The following is a 22,867-nucleotide window of genomic DNA, read 5'->3' as shown; positions in this document are numbered from 1 at the left end:
CGTGCTAGTCAGGCATCCTGATTCAGCAACAAATCATGACCATCCGTCCGATTGTCAGATATCCCGACCCTCGCCTTGCCGTCCCGGCGCAGCCGGTGACCGTGTTCGACGACGCGCTGCGCGACCTGGCCAGAGACCTGCTCGAGACGATGCATGCCGCGCCCGGCATCGGCATCACCGCGCCGCATGTCAGTGTCTTCCTGCGGGTCGTGGTGCTCGACCTCGACCCCATCAATGGCGCGCGCACCTATATCAATCCCGAGATCATCTGGGCCTCGCCTGAAATGATCATGCATCAGGAAGGCAGCGTCTCGATGCCCGGAGTTAACGACGAAATTCGGCGTCATGCGCGCGTTCGGATCAGCTATTACGACGTCGACGGCAATGCACACACCGAGGAATCCGAGGGGCTGCGCGCCGTCTGCCACCAGCATGAGATCGATCAGCTCAATGGCTTATTCTGGATCCAGCGACTATCCCGCCTGAAGCGTGAGCGGTTGATCAAGCGTTTCGAGAAGCTCGCGCGCGGCTGAAGATAGATTGGGCGGAATACGCTCTGCTATTCCGCCCCGCCTCTAGGCTGGCACCGGCGCAGCGCGTGCCACCGGCATCGGCCGGAACATCAGTATGATCAGGAACGCGCCAATCCCCATGATCCACGAGCCGATATAGAGCCAGGCGTAGCTGGCAAACGTGTCGTAGATCAAACCGCCGGCCAAGGGTCCCGTCGCCATGCCGAGGCTGCCGGCCATCGCGGTGCTGCCGATCACGGTGCCCATCATCCGCAGCGGAAAGTTTTCGCGCACGAGAACGGCATAAAGCGGCATGGTGCCGGCATAGAGGAAGCCGAATAGCGCGGCAACCGCATAGAACGCGGCGAGATCGCGCACGAAGACATAACCAAGTGCGCCGAACGCCTGCGCCAGCAAGCCAAAGACGAGCACGCGCTTGGCGCCAAAACGATCGCCAAGCAGGCCGAAGGCGATGCGGCCGCCCATCCCCGCCAGGCCCTCGATGCTGTAGATGGTGACGGCGGCGATCATCGGGATGCCGCAACTGATGGCGTAGCTCACGGTATGGATGATCGGGCCCGAATGCGTGGCGCAGCAGAAAAAATTCGTCAGCAGCAGAACGATGAATTGCGGCGAGCGCAACGCCTGCGCCAGCGTCATATCCGGTTCCGCCGACGCGCTCGATGGCGCGGACGCCCCGCTCTCTAGCGCCGGCGCGCGGCGCACCAGCAACGAAACTGGGATCATGATCGCGGCGACGACGAGCGCCACGATCTGCATCGAGGTGCGCCAGTCATGGTTCGAGACCAGCCAGGCGGCGAGCGGCGACATCGTCATCGGCGCCATGCCCATGCCGGCGGAGACCAGCGATACCGCAAGGCTGCGATGGGTATCGAACCAGCCGGTTACGCAAGCCATCATCGGCGCGAAGATCGCAGCCGTGGCGCCGCCGACCATAAGCCCGAAGACGAATTGAAACACGACCAGCGAGGTCGCAAGGCTCGCCAGCCCCAGGCTCGCCGCGAGCACGACTGAACCGGTCAGCACCACCGGCAGCGGCCCCAGCCGGTCGGACAAGTTGCCCCAGATCATGCTGGTGAAGGCCATCGCGAGAAAGCCGATCGTCATCGCGCTGGATACGCCGGTCACGGACCAGCCGGTATCCCGCGCGATCGGCTGCAAGAACACCGGCAGCGAAAACATGCCCCCGATCGCGACACAGCCAAGCAAGCCCCCGGCTGCAACAATCACCCAGCGATAGTTAGAATTGGTCATTCCTGATCTCCTGACAGCCTCTTCGGCTGGAAGACGAACGGAACGGGCCGGAGCCGACAGGCCGAGGGCCGCCGCGGCTCACTTTTTTGCGAGCGAGATGGATTCGTTCTGCGGATGCGTCTGGGGCTTCCATATCTTACCGCTTACGGAGCTACGCCCAAACTCAAACCGCCCGGAGAAAGCGCCGTGCGAGCTACGAGCAACCGCCTAATCGTTATTGGGGCGCCGACAAGTGCCGGGGCATATGCCCCTGGGCAGGAGAAAGCACCCGAAGCATTTCGGCGCCATGGATTGATTCCCGCCCTGGCGCGGGTCGGATGGCAAGTTCGTGATATGGGCGACATTCCCTATTTTCGTTGGCGACCGGACCCTGGCAATCCGAAGTCGACGAACCTAGGAGCTGTGCGTGAAGCCGCGGGAGCCGTCGCCCAGCACGTCGCGCGCGCCATGGCGGAAGGCGAGGCGGCACTCGTCCTTGGCGGCGACTGCACCATCGAACTAGGGGTCGTCGCCGGCACGCTGATCGACAATGCTTCGGTTGGATTGATCTATATCGATGGTGACGCAGATCTCAACGTGCCGGAAACCGCCGAAGGTTCCCTTGATTGGACCGGCATCGCCCACATGCTTGACCTGCCCGGCGCGCTTCCTGAACTGAGCGGTCTCGCATCGAGACGGCCAATGCTGCGTCCCTCCGAGGTGCTGCTGTTCGGCGCTCATGAGATCACAGCGCCCGAGTCAAAAACGATCGCCAGCAATAACATTAGACACATTGCTCTGACGGAGATCAAAGCAGACCCGGCGTCTGCAGCCGAACAAGCAAGGGCATGGGGACGCCGGTTTGATCGTCTTCTCGTTCATATCGACATTGATGTGCTTGCGTTCACGTCGTTTCCGATAGCCGAGAACGTCCGCTACGGCGCGCGCGGCACCGGTCTCGAATTGGAGGAACTTGGTAAGATACTTGATATCCTCCTGGCCGCACCGAACTGGCGCGCGCTCACCATCGCCGAATTGAATCCAGATCACGCACCTGATGAGGCCGCCGCATTTGGCAGCCTCATTGCTATGCTGACGCGGGCCCTCGCGCCCGTTGCAGCCGCCGATAGATAGGAACGGCGCGATCTGAGTATGTGCCGGGCCGCCGCGTGTATCCGTGACCTAAGCTTCTCAGCGGTGAGCATCTCGCAACGTCAACCCACCATTGCTGGTCGGGAAGAAATTGCCGTGGAAACCAAACGGAATTTGGTGGGGGCATTCCGCCCGAGCGATCTCGGTCATGCGAGACGCATCGAGAACGAGGAGAAACGAGCTGTCGTTCCGCCCGTTCAGAACGACCGAAAGCAATACACCCTCAGCTTCGTTGCCGGCGTCCGGGGCAGCGACGAACACCGGCTCTCCCGGGTAGCATGCAGGCTCCGCCCACACAGCGCACTCGCCCGTCTCCACGTCGATCCGGACAAGGCTGTCGAGGAAATTCCCCGGCTGTCGATTTCCCGTGCCCCAGACCACACGGTAGGACTCTCCGGCGACCCTGCCATAGTCGACTCGTGGCAGTTCGATGGCGGTGGTGGTGATCTGATGCTTCTGCGCGGCGCAATTTGCGGTGCCGAGCGGAACGACATAACGCGAGAGGGAGCCCACCGCGTCGACCGGCTTGCCGGCGCGCAGACGCGAAAGGTAGAGCTGATCGATGATGCCGGGGTCAGGGTAAGTGACGAGGTCGAGCACGAGCTCGCCGCTTCGCTCATAGGCGTTGACATGATGAAAGGCGAAGACCGCTTCGGCTTCCGCCGTGGCGATCCGTCGGCCACTGTCCTTCTCGACGACCTGGAAGCGCAGCCCGCGCTCCGGTTGCCACTGATAGTTCCTGATGAAAGGTTCGCCGCTGAGCAGCAACCGCAAAGGGCTGACTACCAGCGGAAACTCCGCCAGGACGAGATAGCGCCTGGTCATCGCGAAACTATGCATGTAGGCGGGCCGATCCACCGGTAAATCAGCGATCGTGGTTTCAGCGCCGTCCTCATCCGCCACGCGAAACAGCCGGTACCGACTTCGCCGGCCGAATTCCACCACATAGCTGAACTGGCAGCGACGGGTTGCGTCGTGGTGAGGATGAGCAATCGAGAGCTGGCCGCCGAGCTGCTTGCCGTATTCGTAATGCCCCAGCGTTTCGAGAGTTTCGGAATCGAACCGTACCGGCAGGGTCGTTTCCGTGAGCGCTACCAACGATCCACCAAGAGCGTTGACGCTGACATTGCAATTGTCGGTCGGCTTGTCGAAAAATCTGGAGAGCACTCTGCCGAACAGCGTCCGACAGGGGTCGCTCGCGAACTCGCCGCGGCTCAAGCGGCCGGATCGCCGCTGTTCCCGATAGTTCGCCGAACGGATGAACCGGTTTGCATAGGAGACCTTGCCGTCCACGAAAGCAAACCGGTGCAGCATGGCAAGGCCGTCGAACCAGTGGTTCACGGTTTGCTTACCGAGGTCGAATTTGGCCGGCGCCGTGCGGAGCAACGCGCCCGACAGCCATCTCGGTACGGTGCCGATGACGGGAAGGCTCTCGACCGCAACCTCGCGGTCGAGATCAGCAAAGCCTTTGGCAAACATGGCGGTCATGGCGTTATCCAGATCTACCGGCTAACGCACAGGCGCGCGATTTGGTCCCGCTCGGGCCGTCCTGAGACTAGAGGATGAGGGATCGGTGGGCGGCCACGCCGGCCATGCTTCCGTCTGATACGGCGAGCGCGATCGATCCGGCAGCGCGCGCAACATCGCCGCAGGCAAATACGCCGGGAACTGAAGTTTGCTGCTGCTCGTCAACCGCTATGAATTTTCCGAGCGGCCCGTCCTTCAAGTCGCAGCCAAGCTGTTCGGCAAGCGGGCCTCCCATGGTCCGGGTGGCAGTGAAGATGCCGGCGAATTCAATCGTGTGGCCATTTGCGAGTTCAACAGTTGGGCGCTCTCCGAATATCCGCTGAACGCGACTCTCTTCAGCCGAGACGCCGCGCCTGGCCAAGGCTGACAGTTGCGTTTCGTCCGGGACAAAACTGTTGTTGATCAGCAGGGTGGTTGGCCCCCAGTCGGGCAGCATCATGGCATGATGCATGGAGATCGCACTAGTGGCTAAGATGCCGATCGGGCCTCGTTCGAGTTCGTAACCATGACAATAAGGGCAGTGGAAAATCGAACTGCCCCAGCGGTCGGCGAGTCCCGGGATATCAGGCAGGACATCGACGACACCACCGGCGAGAATCAGCCGCTTGCCATGGAAGGTGTCGCCGTGCGTCTCGACGTAAAATCCTGCCTCCGTGCGTCGCGCCTTTGACGCCGATCCCTTCAGCATTGCGACGGTGACATAGCGCGCCAACTGGCTTGTTGCCTCAGCGATGATCTCACCCGGCGCAACGCCATCCCTCCCGAGAAAGCCATGAGAGGCCGATGCAAAGCGGTTGCGTCGCTCACCCGCATCAATGACGAGTACGGTCCGCCGCGCCCGTCCCAGTTGAAGCGCCGCCGAGAGGCCGGCAAAACTGCCGCCGACAACAATGACATCGAAGTTCATCGTGATCTCCCATCCTAATCGTAACTATTACTAGTACGATATTGCGGGCGCATCAACGAATTTGTCACTGTCTCGGTTGCGGAACGGATGGAAGCGATCTAAACTACGATGACGTCGAGCGAGGTTCCGCGTGAGCAAGGACACAAGGCTCGCCCGCGTTGCGCATGTCCTGGTTCACATGAGCTTCAACGAGGGCACAGCAACATCTGAGACGATCGCGGCGATGCTCGATACCAATCCGGTCGTCGTCCGCCGCATCATGGGGGCGCTGCGCAAAGGTGGCTATGTGTCCTCGGAGCGAGGGCCGAACGGCGGATGGCGGCTGGAACGGCCGCTCCGTGAGATCACGTTTTTGAACATCTACAGGGCATTCGATCCGGGCTCGCCCTTCACCATCGCAACCAGCGATGATCATCCGAAATGCGTCGTCGAGCGTGCGGCCAACCGCGCTTTGTCGCTTGCACTGTCCGAAGCCACGGCCCGTTTTGAGCAGTCTCTTGCGAAAATCACGCTCGACCAACTACTGCCGCGAAAGAGTTAGGGCTGCGGCGATTCCATAAGGCAACCGCCGCTACTGGCGGCGAAAGATCATCCCGCCGTGATGGAGGGTATCCTTGTCGACGAACCTGCCGTCAGCGGTAAAACCGGTGTCATCCCAATAATCGATGTGATCGCCCTTGATCTCGTAGCGTCCTTGATAGGCGCTCTTGCGCGTGCCGCGGGCTTCGTCGTAGCGGCCGTTCGGAAGAAGCTCATGCCGAATGTGGCCGCTATCGGTCACCCACATGCCAACATAGGGATGCTGTATCATTGCTTTCTCCATGGACTGCTGTTCGGATTTGCTGGCTGGTGCGGCCTCGCCGGAAGCGACAGCCACCGATAGTCCGAGGATACAAAGGGATCCCACGATCAGCGCACGACAGGTCATCTCGTTTTCTTCCAAATGATCGGCTGACGTGTCTTACTGCTGAGGCACGGGAATACGCCGCAGGATATCTTCGTATGGAGCGAGGTCGAGATAGGCCGTCACATCAGTTGCCTTTCCGTCGTGCATGCGGAAGATCCAGGCATAGCTGTTGCTGTAGCTCCTGCCGTCGCGGGCGACCCCGCTCCCTTCCCAGTGAGCGATCACATGATCGCCATCGGCAAAGATCCGCACGGCTGTTGGGCGGACGGGCCTGGACAATCTCGCCGCGAATGGGCGGACAGCTCGCTCCAGAAAGGCCTCACGTCCCTTGAACTCCCCGGCGCCTGGACTCGATCCTTTGATCCTCCAGATGACATTCTCGGCGAGCACGTCGTTGAAGAAGGACGTTCCGCCCGCCGCCCAGCGATGAAAGGCTTCGGTGACCACTCGCTTGTTATCATCTTCCGCCGTGCTCGTCTGACCACAGGGGGCAGCCGTGGTCAGGCTGGAAGCGGTGAACATTGCGGCGCACAGGCGCCATGCAAGTGCGCGAGTTGCCAGGACTCTCATGAATTTCTCCTCTGCTGCTGCAATTCCTTCTCTCAATTCCGCAGGGCGACGGACGCGCCGCCGAAGATGAGCTGCTGAACCATGGGACGGCCCACGAAGCGGATGGGAAAGATCGGGTCGGGCGCACTCGCCTGATTGAGCCGATCGAGATGTTCAGGCGACAGTACGACTCCGAGGGCACCGAGATTGTCCTCTGCCTGGGCAACTGTGCGCGCACCCATGACAGGCGACGTGACGGCAGGGTTCGCAAGCGTCCAGGCGATCACCACCTGCGACGCGCTCGCGCCGACTTCCTCGGCCACAGCACGGACCACATCGGCGATTTCGATGGACCGCTCATTGAGGTGGCCGGACGACGCAATGACGCCCTTGCGCGTCGGCGAGATGCTTGTGTCGCGCGAGTCCGCAATATCCGAACGCGCGTACTTGCCGGTCAACACGCCACCGCCGAGCGGCGACCAGGGCAACACGCCCATGCCGAGCGCTTCTGCCATCGGAATGAGTTCATGCTCGACCGTGCGCTCGACCAGGCTGTATTCGATCTGCAGCGCCACGAAAGGTGACCAGCCGCGGAGATCGGCGATCGTCTGCATCTGGGAGACACGCCAGGCCGGCGTATTGCAGATGCCGATGTAGTGGATCTTGCCTGATCGCACCAGATCGTCGAGCCCGCGCATCACCTCATCGCACTGCGTAGTCATGTCCCAGCCGTGCAGGTAGAACAGGTCAATGCGGTCGGTGTTGAGTTGCCGCAGGCTCTGCTCCACCGAGCGCAGCATATTGAGCCGGTGGTTGCCTCCCGAGTTCGGGTTGCCTGGTTCGCGCGCCATGGTGAATTTGGTCGCGAGCACAATACGGTCGCGCTTGTTCTTGATGAACTCGCCGACGATGCGCTCGGAGGCACCGTCGGTGTAGTTCACGGCGGTATCGACGAAGTTGCCACCGCGATCGGCGTAAAGATCGAAGATCCGACGCGCCTCGCCCGCATCGGCGCCCCAGCCCCAGTCCGGACCAAAGGTCATCGTACCGAGCGCGATTGGGGATACCCGCAATCCGGACCGTCCGAGCAGACGGTAATGATCCAGAGACGTCATCGTCGGTGCCTCTCCAACTTCTGTCGAGACGCACATACGGCGAGGCCATCGGTGAAACAATTTGCTCGATCATGACCGGCTTGGTAAGGCTGGCTAACCAATGACGACAGACCTGAACCTCGTTTCGGTTTTCCTGGCGGTCGCTGAAGCGAAAAGCTTTCGCGGTGCTGCCGAACGGCTGGGCGTGACGCGTTCGGCGGTGAGCCAGGCGATCCGGCGAATGGAAGACCGGATGGGCGTGGCGCTCGTGCAGCGGACAACGCGCAGCGTCAGCCTCACCGAGGCCGGCGTGCGACTGCACCAGCGCGTCGCGCCAGCCATTGCCGAAGTCGAGCTCGCCCTCGACACCGCGCGGGATCGCGACGCCAAGCCGACAGGACAGCTAAGGCTCGCGGTATCCTCGATCGCCGAGCGCTTCATCTGCGGGCCTCTGCTTGCGGGTTTTACGCAAGCCTATCCAGCCGTGCAGATCGACATCACCGTCACCGACGAGGAGTTTGATATCGTCGCCGAGGGTTATGATGCCGGCGTTCGTCTTGGCGAGGTGATCGAGCAGGACATGATCGCGGTGCCGGTTTCGGGCGACCAGCGCCAGATGGTCGTCGCTGCACCGTCGTATCTGGCCCGCTTTGGCGCGCCCACACACCCGACCGAGCTTGCGCAGCACTGTTGCATCGGCTGGCGTCCGGCGCCCGACGTGGCGCCCTATCGCTGGGAGTTCGAAGAAGACGGCCGCGAGTTCGACGTCGCCGTCAATCCCAGGATCACGACGAATGACATGTGGGTCATGGTACGGACCGCTTGCGCCGGTGGCGGCCTGACGTTCGGCATGGAGGAGACGTTCAGGCCCTACATTGAGCGCGGCGAGCTGGTGCCGCTGCTGGAGCAGTATTGCCCGCCCTTTCAGGGCTTCTTTCTCTATTTCGCGGACCGACGAAATCTGCCGCCAAAACTGCGCGCGCTGATTGACCACGTACGATATCGGCCTTGACTATGTCTCATCTGAGGCATACTTTTGTCTCATCTGATTTTGAGGTTCCCGTGAGCCATCTAGCCGCGATCCTGGCCGGTCTGCTCGGCGTCAGGCCGAAGAACACAGAGACGACGCTTACCCTCGCCCGTTCCGTGGAGAAGGGCCTACCGGTATCGGCGTTGGATAAATTCGCCGGCCGCGTATCCCCGCAGGACGTTCGTCACTTCACCTATCGTGTGGTGCCGAAGCCGACGCTGGAGCGGCGCCGAAAGGAAAAGCAGCATCTCACGACCGAAGAGAGCGACCGGCTCGCGCGTGTCGCAAAAGTGTTCGCCTTCGGCCTCGAAGTGTTTCGCGACGAGGCCAAGGTGCGCGACTTTCTCAACCGGCCGCACCCGATGCTTGAAGACAAGACCCCGCTCGACCTGGCCTTGGCAACCGGCCCCGGGGCGGACGCCGTCGTCAACCTGCTGGGACGTACAGCCTATAGCGGCGGCGTCTAGGCGTGCCGAAGAGCGATCGTGTCCTGACATGCTATCGCATCGGGGACCCGGACGGCGCCTACCCCGTGTACGATGCCGAGGGATCGCGCCTCTACCCGGGCCGGTGGAATACGCGTACCAGCCCGATGATCTACGCATCCGAGCACTATTCCACGGCCATGCTCGAGAAGCTGGTGCATGCCAATCTGGTGATGCCCGCCAACCAGCACTTCATCGAGATCACGATACCAAACGGCGTGTCGTATGAAGTTTTCCAAGCTGCGGCGCATCCCGGGTGGGATTCACGCAACGAAACCATATGCAAGAGCTTCGGCCAGAAATGGTGCGAGGAGAAGCGTTCGGCGCTCCTGATCGTCCCCTCAATCCCGGCGCGGCTGGAGCGCAACTTTCTGATCAACCCGGCTCATCCCGATGCCAGGAACATCACGCACATCCTGCCCGAGCCGGTGTGGTGGGATGAGCGGCTTTATGGGCGGTAGCTAGTCCGATCGGCCAATACCCTGCGCGTTCCACCCTGCTTGCTGTCGGTTTCGTCGATGGAACGATACAACCTGCGCCCCAGTTAACCAGCTCCACGTCGCAGAGCGATGAAGCTGTTCCAGCCTGGGAGATCGCCATGGCCATCCACTTCAATCATACGATACTTTCGACCCACGATAGCAAGGCATCGGCAACCTTCCTGGCCGAGATGCTCGGTCTCCCAGCCCCACGGAAGTGGGGGCCGTTTTATATGGTCACCACCGAAAACGGCGCCAATCTCGACTACATGGATGTCGACGGCGACGTTACTCCGCAGCACTATGCATTTCTGACTAGCGAAAGCGAGTTTGATGAGATCCTCGGCCGCGTCCGGGAACGGCAGCTTCCCTACTGGGCCGACCCTGGACAAACGCAGCCAGGCAAGATCAACCACCACGACGGCGGGCGTGGCGTCTACTTCAAGGAGAAGAACGGGCATCTTCTTGAAATTATTACCCGCGAGTACGGCAGCGGCGGCTGGAATCCCTGACGGCGCCGCTGGGTACACTCTGATTGCGCGCCCGCTTAAAACACCGGCATCGCCGCCACGCATTGCTTGCGCCAGCGCTCGGTGAAGCCGAATGAGCAGATCAGGCAGCTATCACCCCGCCGCCGCCCGTTCGATCTCCGCGATATCGATCTTCTTCATCGTCATCATTTTGTCCATCGCGCGCCTGGCGGCATCGCGATCGGATCCGTTGAAAATCTCGAGCAACCGCTTGGGCGCGATCTGCCAGGAAAAACCCCAACGGTCCTTGCACCAACCGCAAGGTCTTTCCTGGCCCCCATTGGTGATGATGGCATTCCAATAGCGGTCGGTATCCTGCTGACTATCGGTCTGGACCATGAAGCTCACCGCCTCGTTCGGCGTGTAGTTGGGTCCGCCGTTCAGCGCTAGGAAGCGCCGGCCGAGCACGGTGAACTCGACCGTCAGTTCGTCGCCCTGCCCTACGCCCGGCTTGGCCGATGCATAGCCTGCGCCGACACGGCTATCGGGAAAGGTCGCGGCGTAAAACTCCGCCGCCTCTCGCGCTCTGCCCTGATCGAACCACAGGCATGTTACGAGCTCGGCCATCGCAATCTCCTTCAACTTACGCCGTCGACCGGCTTCGAGGGTAGCGCCCGGGCATGCACGCCACCGGCAAAGCGAGCCTCCCCGCATTAAGCTTACGCCTTAACCAATAATTAATTATGGCTTTGCGGGCACGAAAGGCTCAGCTTAGCGTTTTGGCAATGCTGCTCAGTAACCTACGATGGGTGAGTGCCATGACCTATAGAACGACGTTCATTGCGTCTCTCAGTGCAGTCGCGCTTGTCCTTGCCGCGGGCGAGACATTTGCCGATCCGGGCGTGGCGCGCGGCGCAGGCGTTGCGCCGTCGCGTCCGGCTTTCCCGGCATTCCCCAAATCGGGGCACCATCACCATCATCACCGGGGAGTAAGCGGTTTCTGGCCGACCGGCGGCGTTGTCTATGGTCTGTCGGATGAGGTCGACCGACCGGTCGTCGTGGAGACTCCGCCACTCAAAACATCGGACGATATCCGCTTCACGTGCGTGTACGATATTCCCTGGGATTACGTCCATCGATGTCCGCAGTTCACCACGCCGCGGCAGTAGTTTTGTCGCACGCGCGCAAGTGAGATCGCGCTTGCAGGACAGACAAATCAGTTTGCAGAGGTAGGGTGGGCAAAGGCGCGCTTCGCGCCGTGCCCACCATCTATCATTACGTACGCTTTTCTAATCCACCCGACATCAGAGGTCCGCTCGGGGGCACGTGCGCGCCCCGGCACCAACGTTAGCGTCAACCCGCTCCGGCATACCGGTCAGATGACCTGGCCGCCGGAGACTTCGATCCGCTGGGCGTTGATCCAGCGATTGTCCTCGTGGAGCAGGCCCGCGATCATCGGACCGATGTCATCGGGTTGGCCGACACGGCCGAGGGCGGTCATGCCCGCGAAGGTCTTGTTGAGATCCGGCGTATCGCGGACGGCGCCGCCGAGGAAGTCGGTCTCGATCGCGCCCGGTGCCACCGTGTTGACCGCGATGCCGCGACTGCCCAGCTCCTTCGCCATGTAAACGCTGAGCACCTCGACCGCACCCTTGGCCGCCGCATAGGCGGAGAAGCAGGGGAAGGAGACGCGGGTCAGACCGGTGGAAAGATTCACGATGCGGCCGCCATCGGCGATCAGCGGCAGCAGCGCCTGGGTGACGAAGAACACGCCTTTGAAGTGAACGTTGACCAGCTTGTCGAACTGCGCCCTCGGTCGTCTCGGTGATCGATGCCATATCGCCATGGCCGGCATTGTTCAAGAGGTGATCGAATGTGTCGCGCTGCCAGGTCTTCCGAAGCATCGTCCGCAGCCGATCGGCGAACGAGGCGAAAGTAGAGACATCGCTGACGTCGAGCTGCAGGGCGATCGCCTTGCGGCCGATCCCCGCGATCTCGGCGACAACGGCTTCGGCGTCCTGCTGCCGGCTTTGATAGGTGATGATGACGTCGCTGCCCTTGCGGGCGATGTTGAGCGCCGTGTTCCGGCCGAGCCCGCGGCTTGCACCGGTAATGAGGGCGATCTTGGTCATGGTCATGCTCCTGTTGCGTGAGTGACCACGCCGATATGGCGGACGCGAACCCGCCTCAGTTGCATGAACCTCGGCGATCTTTGCCTAATCCTCCAGATCGAATTTACGCATCTACCCGAGCGCGATAGGATCGCCGCATGACCGACACTCTCCTCAAGGCTGTTTGCCGCTATGCGGAGGCCAATGCCGATCCAGCCGGGGTTGCCCGCATTCCCATTCCCGGGCTGACGGCCATTCGCGCGACTGCACCCAGCGGCCTCGACTACGCGATCTCCCGACCGCTCGCCTGCTTCGTGCTGCAGGGAACCAAGCACGTGACGATGGGCAGTCGGGCCTTCACGTTCCGCGCTGGTGACTCTTTGTTGATCACGGCTGACGTGCCAACGCTAAGCCAAGTCAAGCGAGCGAGCATCGCCTCGCCCTACTGCTCGCTCGTGTTGGACCTGGACCCGGCGGTGATCGCAGACCTCGCCGTGGAGATGAAAGCGGTGCCGGTCGCCGACGGCGCGCCCGTGCGCGGGGAGCCGACCGATGCCGAGGTCACCGACGCGGCCCTTCGGCTGATGCGCCTGATTGAGCGCCCGGCGTCCGTGCCGGTGCTGCGCGCACAGTTGGTGCGTGAGATGCATTACTGGCTTCTGGCCGGACGGCACGGAGAGGCGATCCGGCGTCTTGGCTGGCCGGACGGTCGCATTGGGCGAGTGGCGCGCGCGGTCGCAATGCTTCGGGCCAAGTTCGCGCAGCCATTACGGGTCGAGCAACTGGCGGCCGTTTCCGGGATGAGCCCGTCGTCCTTCCATCAGCATTTCCGGGCCGTGACGTCGCTTTCGCCGCTGCAGTTCCAGAAACAATTGCGCCTGATCGAGGCGCGATGCCTGATGTTATCCGAAGGGATGGGCGCGAGCAGCGCGGCCTTTGCGGTCGGCTACGAGAGCGTGTCGCAGTTCACCCGGGAATACGGCCGCCTGTTCGGCTTGCCGCCGGGCCGGGAGACCAAGGCAGCGAGAGGGAATGCCCAGGCGGCTTGATTCGCCCTGCGCGCCGTTCGCCAGTTCGGCACGATGAGAACACCAAGCGGCTATCGATAATTACTTCCTTGCCACAACGAACGGCCGCGCGTCCTTGCCACGTGAGGCATGGCGGGCGCGCTCGATGATTTCAAATCCCGCCGCCGAAATCTCGTGCTCCAAATCCTCCGCTGACAGGTACGCCACATAGGGCGCCTTGCCAACAAGCTGCATCAAGGGCAGCGCGATGCGCAGCAGCGGATTCATCTCCTTCAGACAGGGCGTCTTGGAAATGAAGAGCCCGCCGGGCCGCAGCAGCCGATGGACGCTTCGGAGCGCCGCTTCGCGCTCCGCCACCAGATGCAGAACGTTGAAGCCGAAAGCGATATCGAAGGTCCCGTCCGGCCACGGCGCCGCCTCGGGCCGCATCACTTCGAACGTGGCGTTGCTGCAGCCTTCGGCCTTCGCCTTCTCGCGCGCGATCGCGATCATTTCGCCCGACAAGTCGGTCGCCACAATGCGCCCGACCGATGGCGCAAGTCTTAGCGCGGTCGTTCCCGTTCCGCATCCGAACTCGAATGCCGTCTCATCCCCCTTGAGGTAATGTCGCGTCCGCTCGAGCGTGCGCTCATAGCCCGCCATATCGGCGATCGGATCAGTGGCATATTTGCGAGCACCGCGATCCCAGAATTGCGCGTCATTTGCAACACGAAACATGGCGTCCCTCCTGCGCGGCGGCTTCTAGCATATGTGCAGGAAATGGAAATGCTAATGCGGCGCAGGTTGACGGGGTGGGTTCGCGAAAGCGTAACCCGCCGTTCACGCGTTCGTCACGATGTGACAATGCGGTGGATTACGCCGAAGCCTGCCATCGGGCCGTGCTTCGCGCGGACCCGTTGGGCTAATCCACCCCACGAGCTACGGCGTTCTCATGAACCCCGCTGCCGCGAAGGCCCCAGAGGATCAGCGAGAAGGATATTATTCCCGTCGGGGCGGCTGGGTACATGACGAGTTGGATCAGCATCTCCTGAGCGTCGCTCCCACGAGCGCCGGCCGCCGCGATCGGAATGATCGAACCACCGGCTCCCAAGAGAGCCGCGATCACGAAACCGGCGATCGTTGCAAGCGCGGAATAGATAACCGTGACGGCATCAATGTGAGCTTCAGCTTCGGCCAGACCAGACCCACGGCCACAAGCAACACTCCGGTGAATCCGCTGAGCGTGTGAACCGAACGGCCGAGATTGGGTGCGGCGAAATACGGCACCGCAAATCCCTGAAAGCTCGTGAAGAGGAACAAGGCCACGCCGATCTGAATCAGCCGGTGCCCTTGGACGGCCAGTGCTGTCACGCTCATGCGTTGCTCCTTTTCGGCTGTCACCGTGATGTCTAGCGTATTCGGCTATCGCACTCCTCCTCCGCGACGAGGAGCAGATAGGGCTGGAAAGCCGATGTCGAAAGATGGGATCCCTGCCGATCTGGCGTAATGCGAGGAAGTGCATGAAGCGCATCTTGATCACGTGCATGTCTGGAACCGGAAATCCTCGGTGATCCCGGCCAGCCAGGCAGTGCTTCGCCGGGAACGGCGCGCCTGCGCCGCCGTTGACCGATGTTGCCGAATACGAAGGCCGATCCAATGGCTGGTCTTGAATTCGAGATGACCTATCGTCTGCGCGTGCGCGGTCCGATGCCGGCGACGCAAGGCTCGCCCGTCGGCGAGCACATCTACTGGGAGATGAGCGAAGGCACACTGGAAGGTCCGCGTATCAAGGCGCATATCGCGATGCCGGGCGGTGACTGGTACCGGCCGGGCGCGGATGGCTTTGGCCGGCCCGACGTCCGCGTGCAATTCATCACGGATGACGACGCGGTTATTCTGCTGCACTACACCGGCCTCGTACAGATGAATGACGCATTCACCAAGGCCGCCGAAGCGGCCAACGCCACGCGCTTTGAAGATCATTACATGCGGATGGCGATGCGCTTCGATGCCGGCGCACCGAAATACGCTTGGCTCAACCAGCATCTATTTTTGGCCGAGGGCCGTCTCACCGGAAAAAACCGGATCGAGTACCGCATTTACCGCGTCACCTGATTGCTGAATGCAGCCTGTCATCGGGCCGCGCTTCGCGATAGCTGATCTACGTTTCAAACAGCACGAGGGTGTGAGTCCGCATTCTCGCGGCGAGGAGCGCCCGAGCTTTGCGTCATCCAAAGACCCTCTTCTCTAGAGCTTAACGCCAGCACCGCGGCGCCCGAACCACACGACTTCGCCGTACGCTTCCTGCGCGTACGTCTAGCGCGCCATCAGCGTCCACCGCATCTCACCGCGCGTTCGTGACGATGGCCAACGCCCCTCATCTGCGATGAGACGGACGGAGTTATGCGACTGATTTGGGTGAGAACGAACGCAGAATATTTTTGATTCTTATTGATTCTTGGGCTTGACACGATTTCTGAAAATCAGAAGTGATTTGCCCGTGATGCCCTTTGTGACGCGGCCTTAAGTTCTGCGCTATTGCGCCCTACGCGCTTGGCAGCGTCTTGTGGGTGGGCATGCTTCGCGTGCCCACCCCGAGTGAATAATGCTTCGGCCTGTACGGGCATTGGCATAATGTCGATGCCGTACGACATCCTACGCGAACAGCAAGTTGTCGGCCGAAAGACCACGGAGCGACTCTCCTGGCAGGAAAATGCTGCCGTCGTCGCCGAAGTCGATGGCGACGCCGAAAGCGCGTTGTGTCGCATGCGCAAGCACGTCCTCAAAGCTGTCGACGCCCTCGACATTGAGTGCGATCTGGTCATCCTTGCCGAACCCCACAATCGCGTCGTTGCCGTCGCCGCCTTGGAACATGAACGTGTCGGCGCCCGCACCGCCCACTATCCAGTCGTCGCCCTCCCCGCCGGCAATCAGGTCGTCGCCCCGGCCGCCGAAGATCTTGTCATCGCCGGTGCCGCCATTGAGTTGGTCGTCGCCCCGGCCGCCAAAAAACTTGTCATCGCCGCTGCCGCCATCGACAACATCCCAGCCGGCGCCGCCAAACACCGTGTCGTCACCCCCGCCCGCCGTGACAAGGTCATCGTCTCCGCGGCCGATGATCAGATCGCGGCCGTCCGTTCCTTCCCGAACGCGAACCGTGTTGATGTGGACTTCCGCGAGCTGGGCGCCCGGACGGGTGAAGTCGGCCGCGACCGGATCAATGAACTCGCCGGCCTCATTGACGCCACCGAGGATGATCTGGTCGCCTTCGCCGACCGGGTTGCCCAGAGAGCCGTTGAATCCGGGATGGAGGTGAACGACACCGGACTCATCCGCGCCAGTGTTGGGTGCGGTCTGGTTGATGAAGGCCGCGTCAAGTTCGGTGTTTACTTCGGTGCCGGCGTCGTAAGCATCTTTGCCCGCGAATGTGATTGTCGTCTCGCCGAGGAAGCGACCCTGGGCGTCGAACAGCCGCAACGCCTCATCTGTGCCGATGAACGCATCGTTCGACGGGATAATCATCGATCCGAAACTCGCGAAGGGATTGGAGACACCGTCGACGTCGAGGATGGCCGAGGTGGTCTCCTGCGTCGCGATCGGGCCGGCGGCGCCGGGGACGAGCAAACCCTGTCCGTCGGCATCGGCGGCGACGAGCTCGGCGCCAAGTATCGCGACGGCGCCGTCCTCGGCCAATTGCTCGAGCCCCGGCGAAGCCGCTTCGCCGACGTTGAACAGATCGAAGCGTCCATCGTGGAAACCGAGCCAGGCCGGCGTCAAAAATGTGCCGCCGCTCTCGGAGGTATTTTTGATTGTGACCCTGAGATCAGTCATGGACGCCTCCCCTTGACTGCAAGGCCCCCAGAGGATCATTGCATTAGTCAGCGCCTTCGATCGGATCAAATGACAATAGCTCACGTCCATTCACAAGGCGTTGCGGCATACAACCTGACTGACCCATCGCAATGCGTGCCATGATCAGCGGGATGCCACAGCAGCCGGCGTGGCGACGATCTTTGCGCTTACACCTCAGGGCAGTCTGAGTTCGGCCGCGGCCTCATTCCTAGCGGTAAAACAGCGCCCGCCCCGTCGGGATGAGTTGGAGCAGGAAATCGTAGTCGCCGACATTCGCGGTCAACACCACCAGGCCGAGTTTCTGCGCCTGAAGAAACAGCACGCAGTCCTGAAGCGCGCGCACCTGAAAGCATCCGTCTGATTCAAGATTTCAAACAGCGGGAGGGTATGGGCCCGCATTCTCGCGGCATAGGATGCCCGAGGCTTGTGCAATACGAAGCATTAGCGGCCTTCTGCGCACCGGCTTCTAGCATATGCGCAGGAAATGGAAATGCGGATGACAGCGCGTAGCCCGTCGGACGGCATCCAAACTACGCTCGCTACGACCCTCATAGATCACGCCGCGGTTTCGACAAGAGCGACAGCCTGATCTCGCTTTGAGGCATGTTTTGTACCCCACTCGGCCAAGGCGTGCACTGCATCGTTGAGCAACGCGCCAGCCGGCGTCAGCGAGTACTCGACGCGCAGAGGGACTTCGTCGAATGCGTCACGCCGGACGACGCCGTCAGCCTCCAACTGGCGAAGCTGCTCGAACAAAACCTTTTCGCTGATCCCGGGCACGCGTCGGCGAAGCGCGCCGAAGCGAACCGGCCGAAGGTGCAGCTCCCAAAGAATCGTCGATTTCCACTTGCCGCCGATGACGCCAAGCGCGTCGTTGAGGCCGCAAGCGCCTGCTCGCTTAGTCGTTTCGGTTTTCACACGAACCTCCTGGTAAGTGGCTACATTTATGTAAGTAATTGATTTGAAGGAGACTGTACCCGATCTGTGCCTTGCGGCGAAGACTGCCGTGGCATCAAAGGGAATATGATCATGAGCGACGCAACAATCATTGGCCTCGGCGAGATGGGATCGGCTCTGGCGCGCGCCTTGATGCGCGCTGGCCGTCGCGTGACGGTCTGGAACCGTAGCGTTGCCAAGGCCGCGGCGCTGACCGCCGAGGGGGCCGCGCTCGCAGAAAGCGCGTCCGCTGCCGTGGCTGCAAGCCCGATCACAATTATATGCGTATCCGATTATCAAGCCGCACGCGATATTCTCGAAGCGCCGGAAACCGCAGCGGCGCTTGGAGGGCGCACATTGGTCCAATTGGGCAATGGCACGCCCAAAGAGGCGCGCGACGGTGCCGCCTGGGCCCGCTCCAACGGCATCAGCTATCTCGATGGCACGATCCTGGCTTGGCCAAGCCAGATCGGCGGCGCCGAAACGGCGATCCTCGTCTCGGGGCCAACGCAGACATTCGGCCGCGTGGAAGCGGATCTCCGGGTGCTCGCCGGTGGTCTAAGCCATACAGGCGAGGCGATCGGTGAGGCGTCTGCGATGGCGGCCGCCGTGCTCTCTTATCTGATGGGTCAATGGATCGGCCTCTGCCACGGCGCTCTCATCCTGGAGGCAGAAGGAATGCGCGTCGACGCTTACGGCGCGTTGCTGGCGAACATTTCTCCGATCCTTGGCGCCGAAGCCAGGCATTTGGGCGAAGTCATCCAGACGAATGACTACGACTCACCGGAAAGCTCGCTGAAGACCTCAGGCAGCGACATCATTCGCCTCGTCCGCCAAGCACACGAAGCGGGTATAAATCACGAGGTGCCGGCCTTCGCCGCCGCCCTTTTCAAGCGCGCGATCGACGCTGGCTACGGCCCCGAAGAGCATGCCGCCCTCATCAAGATCCTTCGTCTCTAGGGCGCCATTCGGCCTGCGCTGAGAACTGCGACCATGAAAGCTGCCGATCCGAGACAGCCTTGTGAGAACGGCGGCCATTCAAGGCGGGCCCGCCCGCTGGAGCGGAACGGCGACTGGAATGGCCGCGAACCCTAGGCGCTCAGGGCGGGGTAATCGATGTAGCCTCGCGCGGTGCCACCGAAGAAGGTGTTGTGGTCTGCCTCGTTCATCGCTGCATTGGCCTTCAGCCGCACGACGAAGTCCGGATTGGCAAGGACCATCTGCCCATAGGCTTCGAGATCGGCCAACCCCGAAGCCATGTCGGCGCCGATCTGGTTGCGCGGACGACCCGGCCGATTGAGGATCAGCGATTGGTGCCAGAGCTTGCGAATGTCGGCCAGCAATGGCTCGTTGCCCTGGTGCATGATGTGCACATAGGCCAGCCCGAGCTTGTTGAGTTCGGCGACCAGATGGCGGTAGAGATCCGGCCCTTCGGCGCCTTCGTCAATCCCCCACATGGTCGTGCCCGGGGACAGGCGGATCGAGGTTCGGTCCGCGCCGATCTCCTCTGCGATCGCGGTGGCGACCTCGACGGCGAAGCGGGCGCGGTTCTCCATGGAGCCGCCATATTCGTCCGTGCGCGTGTTGGCACTCGGCGCGAAGAACTGCTGGACAAGGTAGGCGTTCGCGCCGTGAATCTCGACGCCGTCGGCGCCGGCCTCAATCGCTGATCGGGCCGCATGGCGGAAATCGGCGACGGTCTGGCGCACCTCTTCGGTCGTCAGCGCGCGCGGCGTGGGAATCTCCTGCATCCCGGTCGCCGTGAACATGCCCGTCCCCGGCGCGATCGCGGACGGCGCGACCGCCTGGCGATGATGCGGCGTGTTGTCGGGATGCGACATGCGTCCGGCGTGCATGAGCTGGATAAAGATGTGGCCGCCCCTGTCGTGCACGGCGGACGTGACCTTCCGCCAGCCGGCGACGTGTGCGGGCGTGTAGATGCCCGGGGTGGTGAGGTAGCCCTGCCCGTCATCCGAGGGCTGGGTGCCTTCGGTGACGATCAGGCCAACACCAGCGCGCTGAGCATAATATTCGTCCGCCAGTTCTCCCGGCGTACCGTCGAAGCCGGCGCGGCTGCGGGTCATGGGCGCCATGACCAGCCGGTTGGGAAGCATGTAGCGGCCAATGCGAGCCGGGGTGAACAGTGGATTCATTGGGTTCTCCATTCGTTGGAGTCCTTGTCCACCATTCCGATCTCGGGATAAATCCGGCAGAATTGAAATCAATGTTCCATCTGTGGAGCAATCAGATGAGTCATTTGAACGACATGGCGCTGTTCGTGGAGGTGGCGCGAGCCAAGAGCTTTCGGAAGGCTGCGGAGGCTGTCGGCATGCCAAATTCCACTCTGTCGCGACGTATCAGCGAGCTGGAGAAGGCGATCGGCCTGAGGCTCCTGCACCGCACGACGCGCAAGATCGAGCTCACCGAGGCCGGCCAGCTCTATTATGAACGAAGCAAGCGAATCGTCGACGAGGCACGGCTCGCGCACGAACAGCTCGGCGCGATGCTTGAGCAGCCGAGCGGTGTCCTGCGGGTTTCGCTCCCGGTCGACTTCGCTACTCTTTACCTCACGCCGATTATCGCCGATTTCGCGCGGCACTGTCCCGGCATCACGTTCGAATTCGACCTGACCCCACGCCGTGTCGATTTGGTGGCCGAGCCGTTCGATGTGGCGATCCGCATCGGCAAACTGGAAGATTCCAGTCTGATCGCGCGCCTGATCGGGCGGCATTCGCGCCACCTCTACGCGTCTCCTGGCTATATTGAAACGTCAGGCGAGCCCGCGACACCGGCGGACCTGGCGGAGCATGAATGCGTCTGCATGCCGAAGGTCACGACCTGGACTCTGCACCAGGGGATGAACAAGGTCGATGTCAGCGTTGGCGGCCGCTTCACGCTCAACAGTGTGGGGATGACCCGCGCCCTGGCGGTCAACGACCAGGGCATCGCCCTGCTTGCCGAGAAGATCGTCGCCGACGATCTCGCCTCTGGCCGGCTCAGGCGTGTCCTGCCCGAATGGCAGGGGTCGTCGGTCAGCATTCATGCCGTGACCGAAACTCGCCTCATTCCAGCCAAGACCCAGCGCTTCATCGAATTCCTGTCCTCCAGGCTGATGGAAGCTTGAACATGCCGGCGGTACGCATCGCCAATCGTTTCGCGGTGGATAGATCGTGGCGCTCAATGACGATGCGCCGCGCCGATCGTGGCTGATTGGCGAAATACGCTGCGCTATCCCACTCTATGACTGATCTACGTTTCAAACAGCACGAGGGTGTGAGTCCGCATTCTAGCGGCGAGAAGCGCCCGAGCTTTGCGTCTTCTTTTGCCCTCCTCTTATTCAGAGGGCGCAGGGAAGACCGGGTGCTTGCTGCACCCGCGGTCTCGCGTGCGATTTGCGCAAACAAAACTGCACACGAGCATACAGGGCAGCGGGAGCATTCCGGCCTTCCCTGCGCAATGGCTTTACGGCTTACTTCGTGCTCTTCCCGGAGAACGGCTCTTTTGCCTCCGTCGCCTGCGCTTCTTATCGCAAGCTTAACGCCAGCACCGCGGCGCCCGAACCACACGACTTCGCCGTACGCGTCCGGCGCGTACGTCTAGCGCGCCATCAGCGTCCACCGCATCTCACCGCACGTTCGTGACGATCGCGAGCGCCCCTCATTCGCCGTGAGACGGACGGAGTTATGCGACTGATTTGGGTGAGAACGAAAGCGGAATATTTTTGATTCCTATTGATTCCGGGGCTTGACACGATTTCGGAAAATCAGAAGTGATTTGCCCGGCGAAAGCGCAGGATCATACCCAAGGGTGCCAAGGATCCGTCGTCCAGCCACTTCCAAAACAGCATAAAGACGATAAAGGTGATCGAAAACGCCGCCGCAGATGCAAGCAGGCAATTGCAAGACCTTTCATTACCCTTCCACCCATCGCAAGGCTGCTTGCAACGCCCGGCTGCGTGTGTCCAATCATTGCCGCAACCGCTGGCCAATCAGCGATTTGAGGAGATTTCGCGAGGTTGCAAAAAAACTTTCGGGGGGTGTCGGAACGCAGCCTGTTTGGACGTCCTTTGCCCTGAAACGGGAATTATCCCATTCAAGGAGAGCAACGATGAGCAAGAACACGATCTGCCTGTGGTACAACCACGACGCGGAAGAGGCGGCCAATTTCTACGCGAAGACATTTCCCGACAGCCGCGTCGACTCGATTCTCAAGGCACCATCGAACTTTCCCGGCGGCAAGGCCGGCCAGGTGCTGACGGTGCAGTTCACCGTGTGCGGCATCCCCTGCATCGGTCTCAACGGCGGCGACTTCTTCAAGCATAGCGAAGCCTTTTCGTTCCAGATCGCCACCGACAACCAGGAAGAGACCGACCGCTACTGGAACGCGATCATCGGCAATGGCGGCACGGAAAGCGCCTGCGGCTGGTGCAAGGACAAATGGGGCGTGTCATGGCAGATCACGCCGCGCGTGCTGACCGACGCGATGGCCAAGGGCGGCGACGTCGCCAAGCGCGCGTTCGAAGCGATGATGCCGATGGGGAAGATCGACGTGGCGAAGATCGAGGCGGCGGTGCGCGGCGACCCGTAGGGCGGGTG

The 22,867-nt window shown here is 61.7% G+C and carries 26 protein-coding genes and 1 pseudogene; 13 read left to right on the top strand and 14 right to left on the bottom strand.

Annotation, left to right across the window (positions count from 1 at the left end):
* Positions 1-35 precede the first annotated feature (35 nt).
* Complete coding sequence (locus KJQ96_RS07440; protein WP_213286030.1) at positions 36-533, top strand: peptide deformylase; 498 nt, start codon at positions 36-38, stop codon at positions 531-533.
* A 42-nt stretch (positions 534-575) separates the two neighbouring features.
* Here the strand turns inward: KJQ96_RS07440 and KJQ96_RS07435 are convergent, their stop codons facing one another.
* A complete protein-coding gene (locus tag KJQ96_RS07435) occupies positions 576-1,787 on the bottom strand; it encodes an MFS transporter (RefSeq protein ID WP_213286029.1) in 1,212 nt (403 codons plus the stop codon).
* A gap of 114 nt (positions 1,788-1,901) precedes the next feature.
* On the opposite strand from KJQ96_RS07435, the gene KJQ96_RS07430 reads away from it, so the two are divergent.
* Positions 1,902-2,900, top strand: coding sequence for an arginase family protein (locus KJQ96_RS07430; RefSeq protein WP_249733830.1), 999 nt, complete (start codon positions 1,902-1,904; stop codon positions 2,898-2,900).
* Between the two features lie 57 nt (positions 2,901-2,957).
* Here the strand turns inward: KJQ96_RS07430 and KJQ96_RS07425 are convergent, their stop codons facing one another.
* Together KJQ96_RS07425 and KJQ96_RS07420 are read right to left on the bottom strand one after the other, a co-directional pair.
* Positions 2,958-4,406, bottom strand: a complete 1,449-nt coding sequence (locus KJQ96_RS07425) for a carotenoid oxygenase family protein (protein WP_213286027.1) — start codon at positions 4,404-4,406, stop codon at positions 2,958-2,960.
* Between the two features lie 67 nt (positions 4,407-4,473).
* Positions 4,474-5,352 (bottom strand): NAD(P)/FAD-dependent oxidoreductase, encoded by an 879-nt coding sequence (locus tag KJQ96_RS07420; RefSeq protein ID WP_213286026.1) that lies wholly within the window; start codon positions 5,350-5,352, stop codon positions 4,474-4,476.
* Between the two features lie 130 nt (positions 5,353-5,482).
* On the opposite strand from KJQ96_RS07420, the gene KJQ96_RS07415 reads away from it, so the two are divergent.
* Positions 5,483-5,893: an Rrf2 family transcriptional regulator gene (locus KJQ96_RS07415; protein ID WP_213286025.1), complete on the top strand. Its 411-nt coding sequence runs from the start codon at positions 5,483-5,485 to the stop codon at positions 5,891-5,893.
* 30 nt (positions 5,894-5,923) lie between these two features.
* Here KJQ96_RS07415 and KJQ96_RS07410 read toward each other — a convergent pair whose 3' ends face one another.
* The 3 genes from KJQ96_RS07410 to KJQ96_RS07400 are packed head-to-tail and all read right to left on the bottom strand — an operon-like array spanning position 5,924 to position 7,923.
* Positions 5,924-6,280 carry an Atu4866 domain-containing protein gene (locus KJQ96_RS07410; protein WP_213286233.1) on the bottom strand — a complete coding sequence of 119 codons (357 nt, stop codon included), beginning with the start codon at positions 6,278-6,280 and terminating at the stop codon, positions 5,924-5,926.
* A gap of 33 nt (positions 6,281-6,313) precedes the next feature.
* Entirely contained in the window at positions 6,314-6,829 is a 516-nt protein-coding gene (locus KJQ96_RS07405; protein WP_213286024.1) for a nuclear transport factor 2 family protein, read from the bottom strand.
* A gap of 32 nt (positions 6,830-6,861) precedes the next feature.
* Entirely contained in the window at positions 6,862-7,923 is a 1,062-nt protein-coding gene (locus KJQ96_RS07400; protein ID WP_213286023.1) for an aldo/keto reductase, read from the bottom strand.
* 100 nt (positions 7,924-8,023) lie between these two features.
* Between KJQ96_RS07400 and KJQ96_RS07395 the strand changes: the two genes are divergently transcribed.
* The 4 genes from KJQ96_RS07395 to KJQ96_RS07380 all read left to right on the top strand — a co-directional run bounded on the left by KJQ96_RS07395 (position 8,024) and on the right by KJQ96_RS07380 (position 10,408).
* The gene (locus KJQ96_RS07395) at positions 8,024-8,914 is read left to right on the top strand and encodes a LysR family transcriptional regulator (protein ID WP_213286022.1); all 891 of its coding nucleotides are present in this window, start codon (positions 8,024-8,026) and stop codon (positions 8,912-8,914) included.
* A gap of 50 nt (positions 8,915-8,964) precedes the next feature.
* On the top strand, positions 8,965-9,399 hold the full coding sequence (locus KJQ96_RS07390) for an antitoxin Xre/MbcA/ParS toxin-binding domain-containing protein (protein WP_213286021.1): 435 nt from the start codon (positions 8,965-8,967) through the stop codon (positions 9,397-9,399).
* A gap of 2 nt (positions 9,400-9,401) precedes the next feature.
* A complete protein-coding gene (locus tag KJQ96_RS07385) occupies positions 9,402-9,878 on the top strand; it encodes an RES family NAD+ phosphorylase (protein WP_213286020.1) in 477 nt (158 codons plus the stop codon).
* A 137-nt stretch (positions 9,879-10,015) separates the two neighbouring features.
* The gene (locus tag KJQ96_RS07380; RefSeq protein ID WP_213286019.1) at positions 10,016-10,408 is read left to right on the top strand and encodes a VOC family protein; all 393 of its coding nucleotides are present in this window, start codon (positions 10,016-10,018) and stop codon (positions 10,406-10,408) included.
* A 111-nt stretch (positions 10,409-10,519) separates the two neighbouring features.
* Here the strand turns inward: KJQ96_RS07380 and KJQ96_RS07375 are convergent, their stop codons facing one another.
* Positions 10,520-10,993 carry a VOC family protein gene (locus KJQ96_RS07375; protein ID WP_213286018.1) on the bottom strand — a complete coding sequence of 158 codons (474 nt, stop codon included), beginning with the start codon at positions 10,991-10,993 and terminating at the stop codon, positions 10,520-10,522.
* 191 nt (positions 10,994-11,184) lie between these two features.
* On the opposite strand from KJQ96_RS07375, the gene KJQ96_RS07370 reads away from it, so the two are divergent.
* Positions 11,185-11,535, top strand: coding sequence for a hypothetical protein (locus tag KJQ96_RS07370; RefSeq protein ID WP_213286017.1), 351 nt, complete (start codon positions 11,185-11,187; stop codon positions 11,533-11,535).
* Positions 11,536-11,741: 206 nt separating this feature from the next.
* Here KJQ96_RS07370 and KJQ96_RS07365 read toward each other — a convergent pair.
* Positions 11,742-12,498: pseudogene (locus tag KJQ96_RS07365) on the bottom strand (SDR family oxidoreductase).
* Positions 12,499-12,635: 137 nt separating this feature from the next.
* On the opposite strand from KJQ96_RS07365, the gene KJQ96_RS07360 reads away from it, so the two are divergent.
* Positions 12,636-13,526, top strand: coding sequence for an AraC family transcriptional regulator (locus KJQ96_RS07360; RefSeq protein ID WP_213286016.1), 891 nt, complete (start codon positions 12,636-12,638; stop codon positions 13,524-13,526).
* A 60-nt stretch (positions 13,527-13,586) separates the two neighbouring features.
* Here the strand turns inward: KJQ96_RS07360 and KJQ96_RS07355 are convergent, their stop codons facing one another.
* The gene (locus KJQ96_RS07355) at positions 13,587-14,222 is read right to left on the bottom strand and encodes a class I SAM-dependent methyltransferase (protein ID WP_213286015.1); all 636 of its coding nucleotides are present in this window, start codon (positions 14,220-14,222) and stop codon (positions 13,587-13,589) included.
* A 384-nt stretch (positions 14,223-14,606) separates the two neighbouring features.
* Positions 14,607-14,861, bottom strand: coding sequence for a hypothetical protein (locus tag KJQ96_RS07350; RefSeq protein ID WP_213286014.1), 255 nt, complete (start codon positions 14,859-14,861; stop codon positions 14,607-14,609).
* Positions 14,862-15,140: 279 nt separating this feature from the next.
* Here KJQ96_RS07350 and KJQ96_RS07345 point away from each other — a divergent pair, with 279 nt between their 5' ends.
* Positions 15,141-15,599, top strand: a complete 459-nt coding sequence (locus KJQ96_RS07345; protein WP_213286013.1) for a DUF3237 domain-containing protein — start codon at positions 15,141-15,143, stop codon at positions 15,597-15,599.
* 540 nt (positions 15,600-16,139) lie between these two features.
* On the opposite strand, the gene KJQ96_RS07340 is transcribed toward KJQ96_RS07345, so the two are convergent.
* The 3 genes from KJQ96_RS07340 to KJQ96_RS07335 all read right to left on the bottom strand — a co-directional run bounded on the left by KJQ96_RS07340 (position 16,140) and on the right by KJQ96_RS07335 (position 18,254).
* Complete coding sequence (locus KJQ96_RS07340) at positions 16,140-17,315, bottom strand: spondin domain-containing protein (RefSeq protein WP_256441602.1); 1,176 nt, start codon at positions 17,313-17,315, stop codon at positions 16,140-16,142.
* 229 nt (positions 17,316-17,544) lie between these two features.
* Positions 17,545-17,679 (bottom strand): hypothetical protein, encoded by a 135-nt coding sequence (locus KJQ96_RS41725; RefSeq protein ID WP_309142379.1) that lies wholly within the window; start codon positions 17,677-17,679, stop codon positions 17,545-17,547.
* A gap of 212 nt (positions 17,680-17,891) precedes the next feature.
* Positions 17,892-18,254 (bottom strand): helix-turn-helix domain-containing protein, encoded by a 363-nt coding sequence (locus KJQ96_RS07335; RefSeq protein WP_213286011.1) that lies wholly within the window; start codon positions 18,252-18,254, stop codon positions 17,892-17,894.
* 111 nt (positions 18,255-18,365) lie between these two features.
* On the opposite strand from KJQ96_RS07335, the gene KJQ96_RS07330 reads away from it, so the two are divergent.
* Complete coding sequence (locus tag KJQ96_RS07330; protein ID WP_213286010.1) at positions 18,366-19,232, top strand: NAD(P)-dependent oxidoreductase; 867 nt, start codon at positions 18,366-18,368, stop codon at positions 19,230-19,232.
* Between the two features lie 131 nt (positions 19,233-19,363).
* Here KJQ96_RS07330 and KJQ96_RS07325 read toward each other — a convergent pair whose 3' ends face one another.
* Positions 19,364-20,437, bottom strand: coding sequence for an alkene reductase (locus tag KJQ96_RS07325; protein WP_213286009.1), 1,074 nt, complete (start codon positions 20,435-20,437; stop codon positions 19,364-19,366).
* 83 nt (positions 20,438-20,520) lie between these two features.
* On the opposite strand from KJQ96_RS07325, the gene KJQ96_RS07320 reads away from it, so the two are divergent.
* Together KJQ96_RS07320 and KJQ96_RS07315 are read left to right on the top strand one after the other, a co-directional pair.
* On the top strand, positions 20,521-21,396 hold the full coding sequence (locus KJQ96_RS07320) for a LysR family transcriptional regulator (RefSeq protein ID WP_213286008.1): 876 nt from the start codon (positions 20,521-20,523) through the stop codon (positions 21,394-21,396).
* A gap of 983 nt (positions 21,397-22,379) precedes the next feature.
* Positions 22,380-22,859, top strand: coding sequence for a VOC family protein (locus KJQ96_RS07315; RefSeq protein ID WP_213249876.1), 480 nt, complete (start codon positions 22,380-22,382; stop codon positions 22,857-22,859).
* The last annotated feature ends 8 nt before the right edge of the window (positions 22,860-22,867 follow it).

Origin of the sequence: Bradyrhizobium sp. sGM-13 (assembly GCF_018398875.1) — a bacterium.
Classification (GTDB): Bacteria; Pseudomonadota; Alphaproteobacteria; order Rhizobiales; family Xanthobacteraceae; genus Bradyrhizobium.
The sequence above is the reverse complement of the archived record's forward strand: the minus strand, read 5'-3'. Positions and strand labels throughout refer to the sequence as shown.

What these genes read in the sequence shown, in the direction of transcription:
- KJQ96_RS07440 (WP_213286030.1), top strand. Translation starts at nt 36, where the DNA reads ATGACCATCCGTCCGATTGTCAGATATCCCGACCCTCGCCTTGCCGTC.
- KJQ96_RS07435 (WP_213286029.1), bottom strand. Translation starts at nt 1,787, where the DNA reads ATGACCAATTCTAACTATCGCTGGGTGATTGTTGCAGCCGGGGGCTTG.
- KJQ96_RS07430 (WP_249733830.1), top strand. Translation starts at nt 1,902, where the DNA reads ATGCGTCTGGGGCTTCCATATCTTACCGCTTACGGAGCTACGCCCAAA.
- KJQ96_RS07425 (WP_213286027.1), bottom strand. Translation starts at nt 4,406, where the DNA reads ATGACCGCCATGTTTGCCAAAGGCTTTGCTGATCTCGACCGCGAGGTT.
- KJQ96_RS07420 (WP_213286026.1), bottom strand. Translation starts at nt 5,352, where the DNA reads ATGAACTTCGATGTCATTGTTGTCGGCGGCAGTTTTGCCGGCCTCTCG.
- KJQ96_RS07410 (WP_213286233.1), bottom strand. Translation starts at nt 6,280, where the DNA reads ATGACCTGTCGTGCGCTGATCGTGGGATCCCTTTGTATCCTCGGACTA.
- KJQ96_RS07405 (WP_213286024.1), bottom strand. Translation starts at nt 6,829, where the DNA reads ATGAGAGTCCTGGCAACTCGCGCACTTGCATGGCGCCTGTGCGCCGCA.
- KJQ96_RS07400 (WP_213286023.1), bottom strand. Translation starts at nt 7,923, where the DNA reads ATGACGTCTCTGGATCATTACCGTCTGCTCGGACGGTCCGGATTGCGG.
- KJQ96_RS07395 (WP_213286022.1), top strand. Translation starts at nt 8,024, where the DNA reads ATGACGACAGACCTGAACCTCGTTTCGGTTTTCCTGGCGGTCGCTGAA.
- KJQ96_RS07380 (WP_213286019.1), top strand. Translation starts at nt 10,016, where the DNA reads ATGGCCATCCACTTCAATCATACGATACTTTCGACCCACGATAGCAAG.
- KJQ96_RS07375 (WP_213286018.1), bottom strand. Translation starts at nt 10,993, where the DNA reads ATGGCCGAGCTCGTAACATGCCTGTGGTTCGATCAGGGCAGAGCGCGA.
- KJQ96_RS07370 (WP_213286017.1), top strand. Translation starts at nt 11,185, where the DNA reads ATGACCTATAGAACGACGTTCATTGCGTCTCTCAGTGCAGTCGCGCTT.
- KJQ96_RS07360 (WP_213286016.1), top strand. Translation starts at nt 12,636, where the DNA reads ATGACCGACACTCTCCTCAAGGCTGTTTGCCGCTATGCGGAGGCCAAT.
- KJQ96_RS07355 (WP_213286015.1), bottom strand. Translation starts at nt 14,222, where the DNA reads ATGTTTCGTGTTGCAAATGACGCGCAATTCTGGGATCGCGGTGCTCGC.
- KJQ96_RS07350 (WP_213286014.1), bottom strand. Translation starts at nt 14,861, where the DNA reads ATGAGCGTGACAGCACTGGCCGTCCAAGGGCACCGGCTGATTCAGATC.
- KJQ96_RS07345 (WP_213286013.1), top strand. Translation starts at nt 15,141, where the DNA reads ATGGCTGGTCTTGAATTCGAGATGACCTATCGTCTGCGCGTGCGCGGT.
- KJQ96_RS07340 (WP_256441602.1), bottom strand. Translation starts at nt 17,315, where the DNA reads ATGACTGATCTCAGGGTCACAATCAAAAATACCTCCGAGAGCGGCGGC.
- KJQ96_RS07330 (WP_213286010.1), top strand. Translation starts at nt 18,366, where the DNA reads ATGAGCGACGCAACAATCATTGGCCTCGGCGAGATGGGATCGGCTCTG.
- KJQ96_RS07325 (WP_213286009.1), bottom strand. Translation starts at nt 20,437, where the DNA reads ATGGAGAACCCAATGAATCCACTGTTCACCCCGGCTCGCATTGGCCGC.
- KJQ96_RS07320 (WP_213286008.1), top strand. Translation starts at nt 20,521, where the DNA reads ATGAGTCATTTGAACGACATGGCGCTGTTCGTGGAGGTGGCGCGAGCC.
- KJQ96_RS07315 (WP_213249876.1), top strand. Translation starts at nt 22,380, where the DNA reads ATGAGCAAGAACACGATCTGCCTGTGGTACAACCACGACGCGGAAGAG.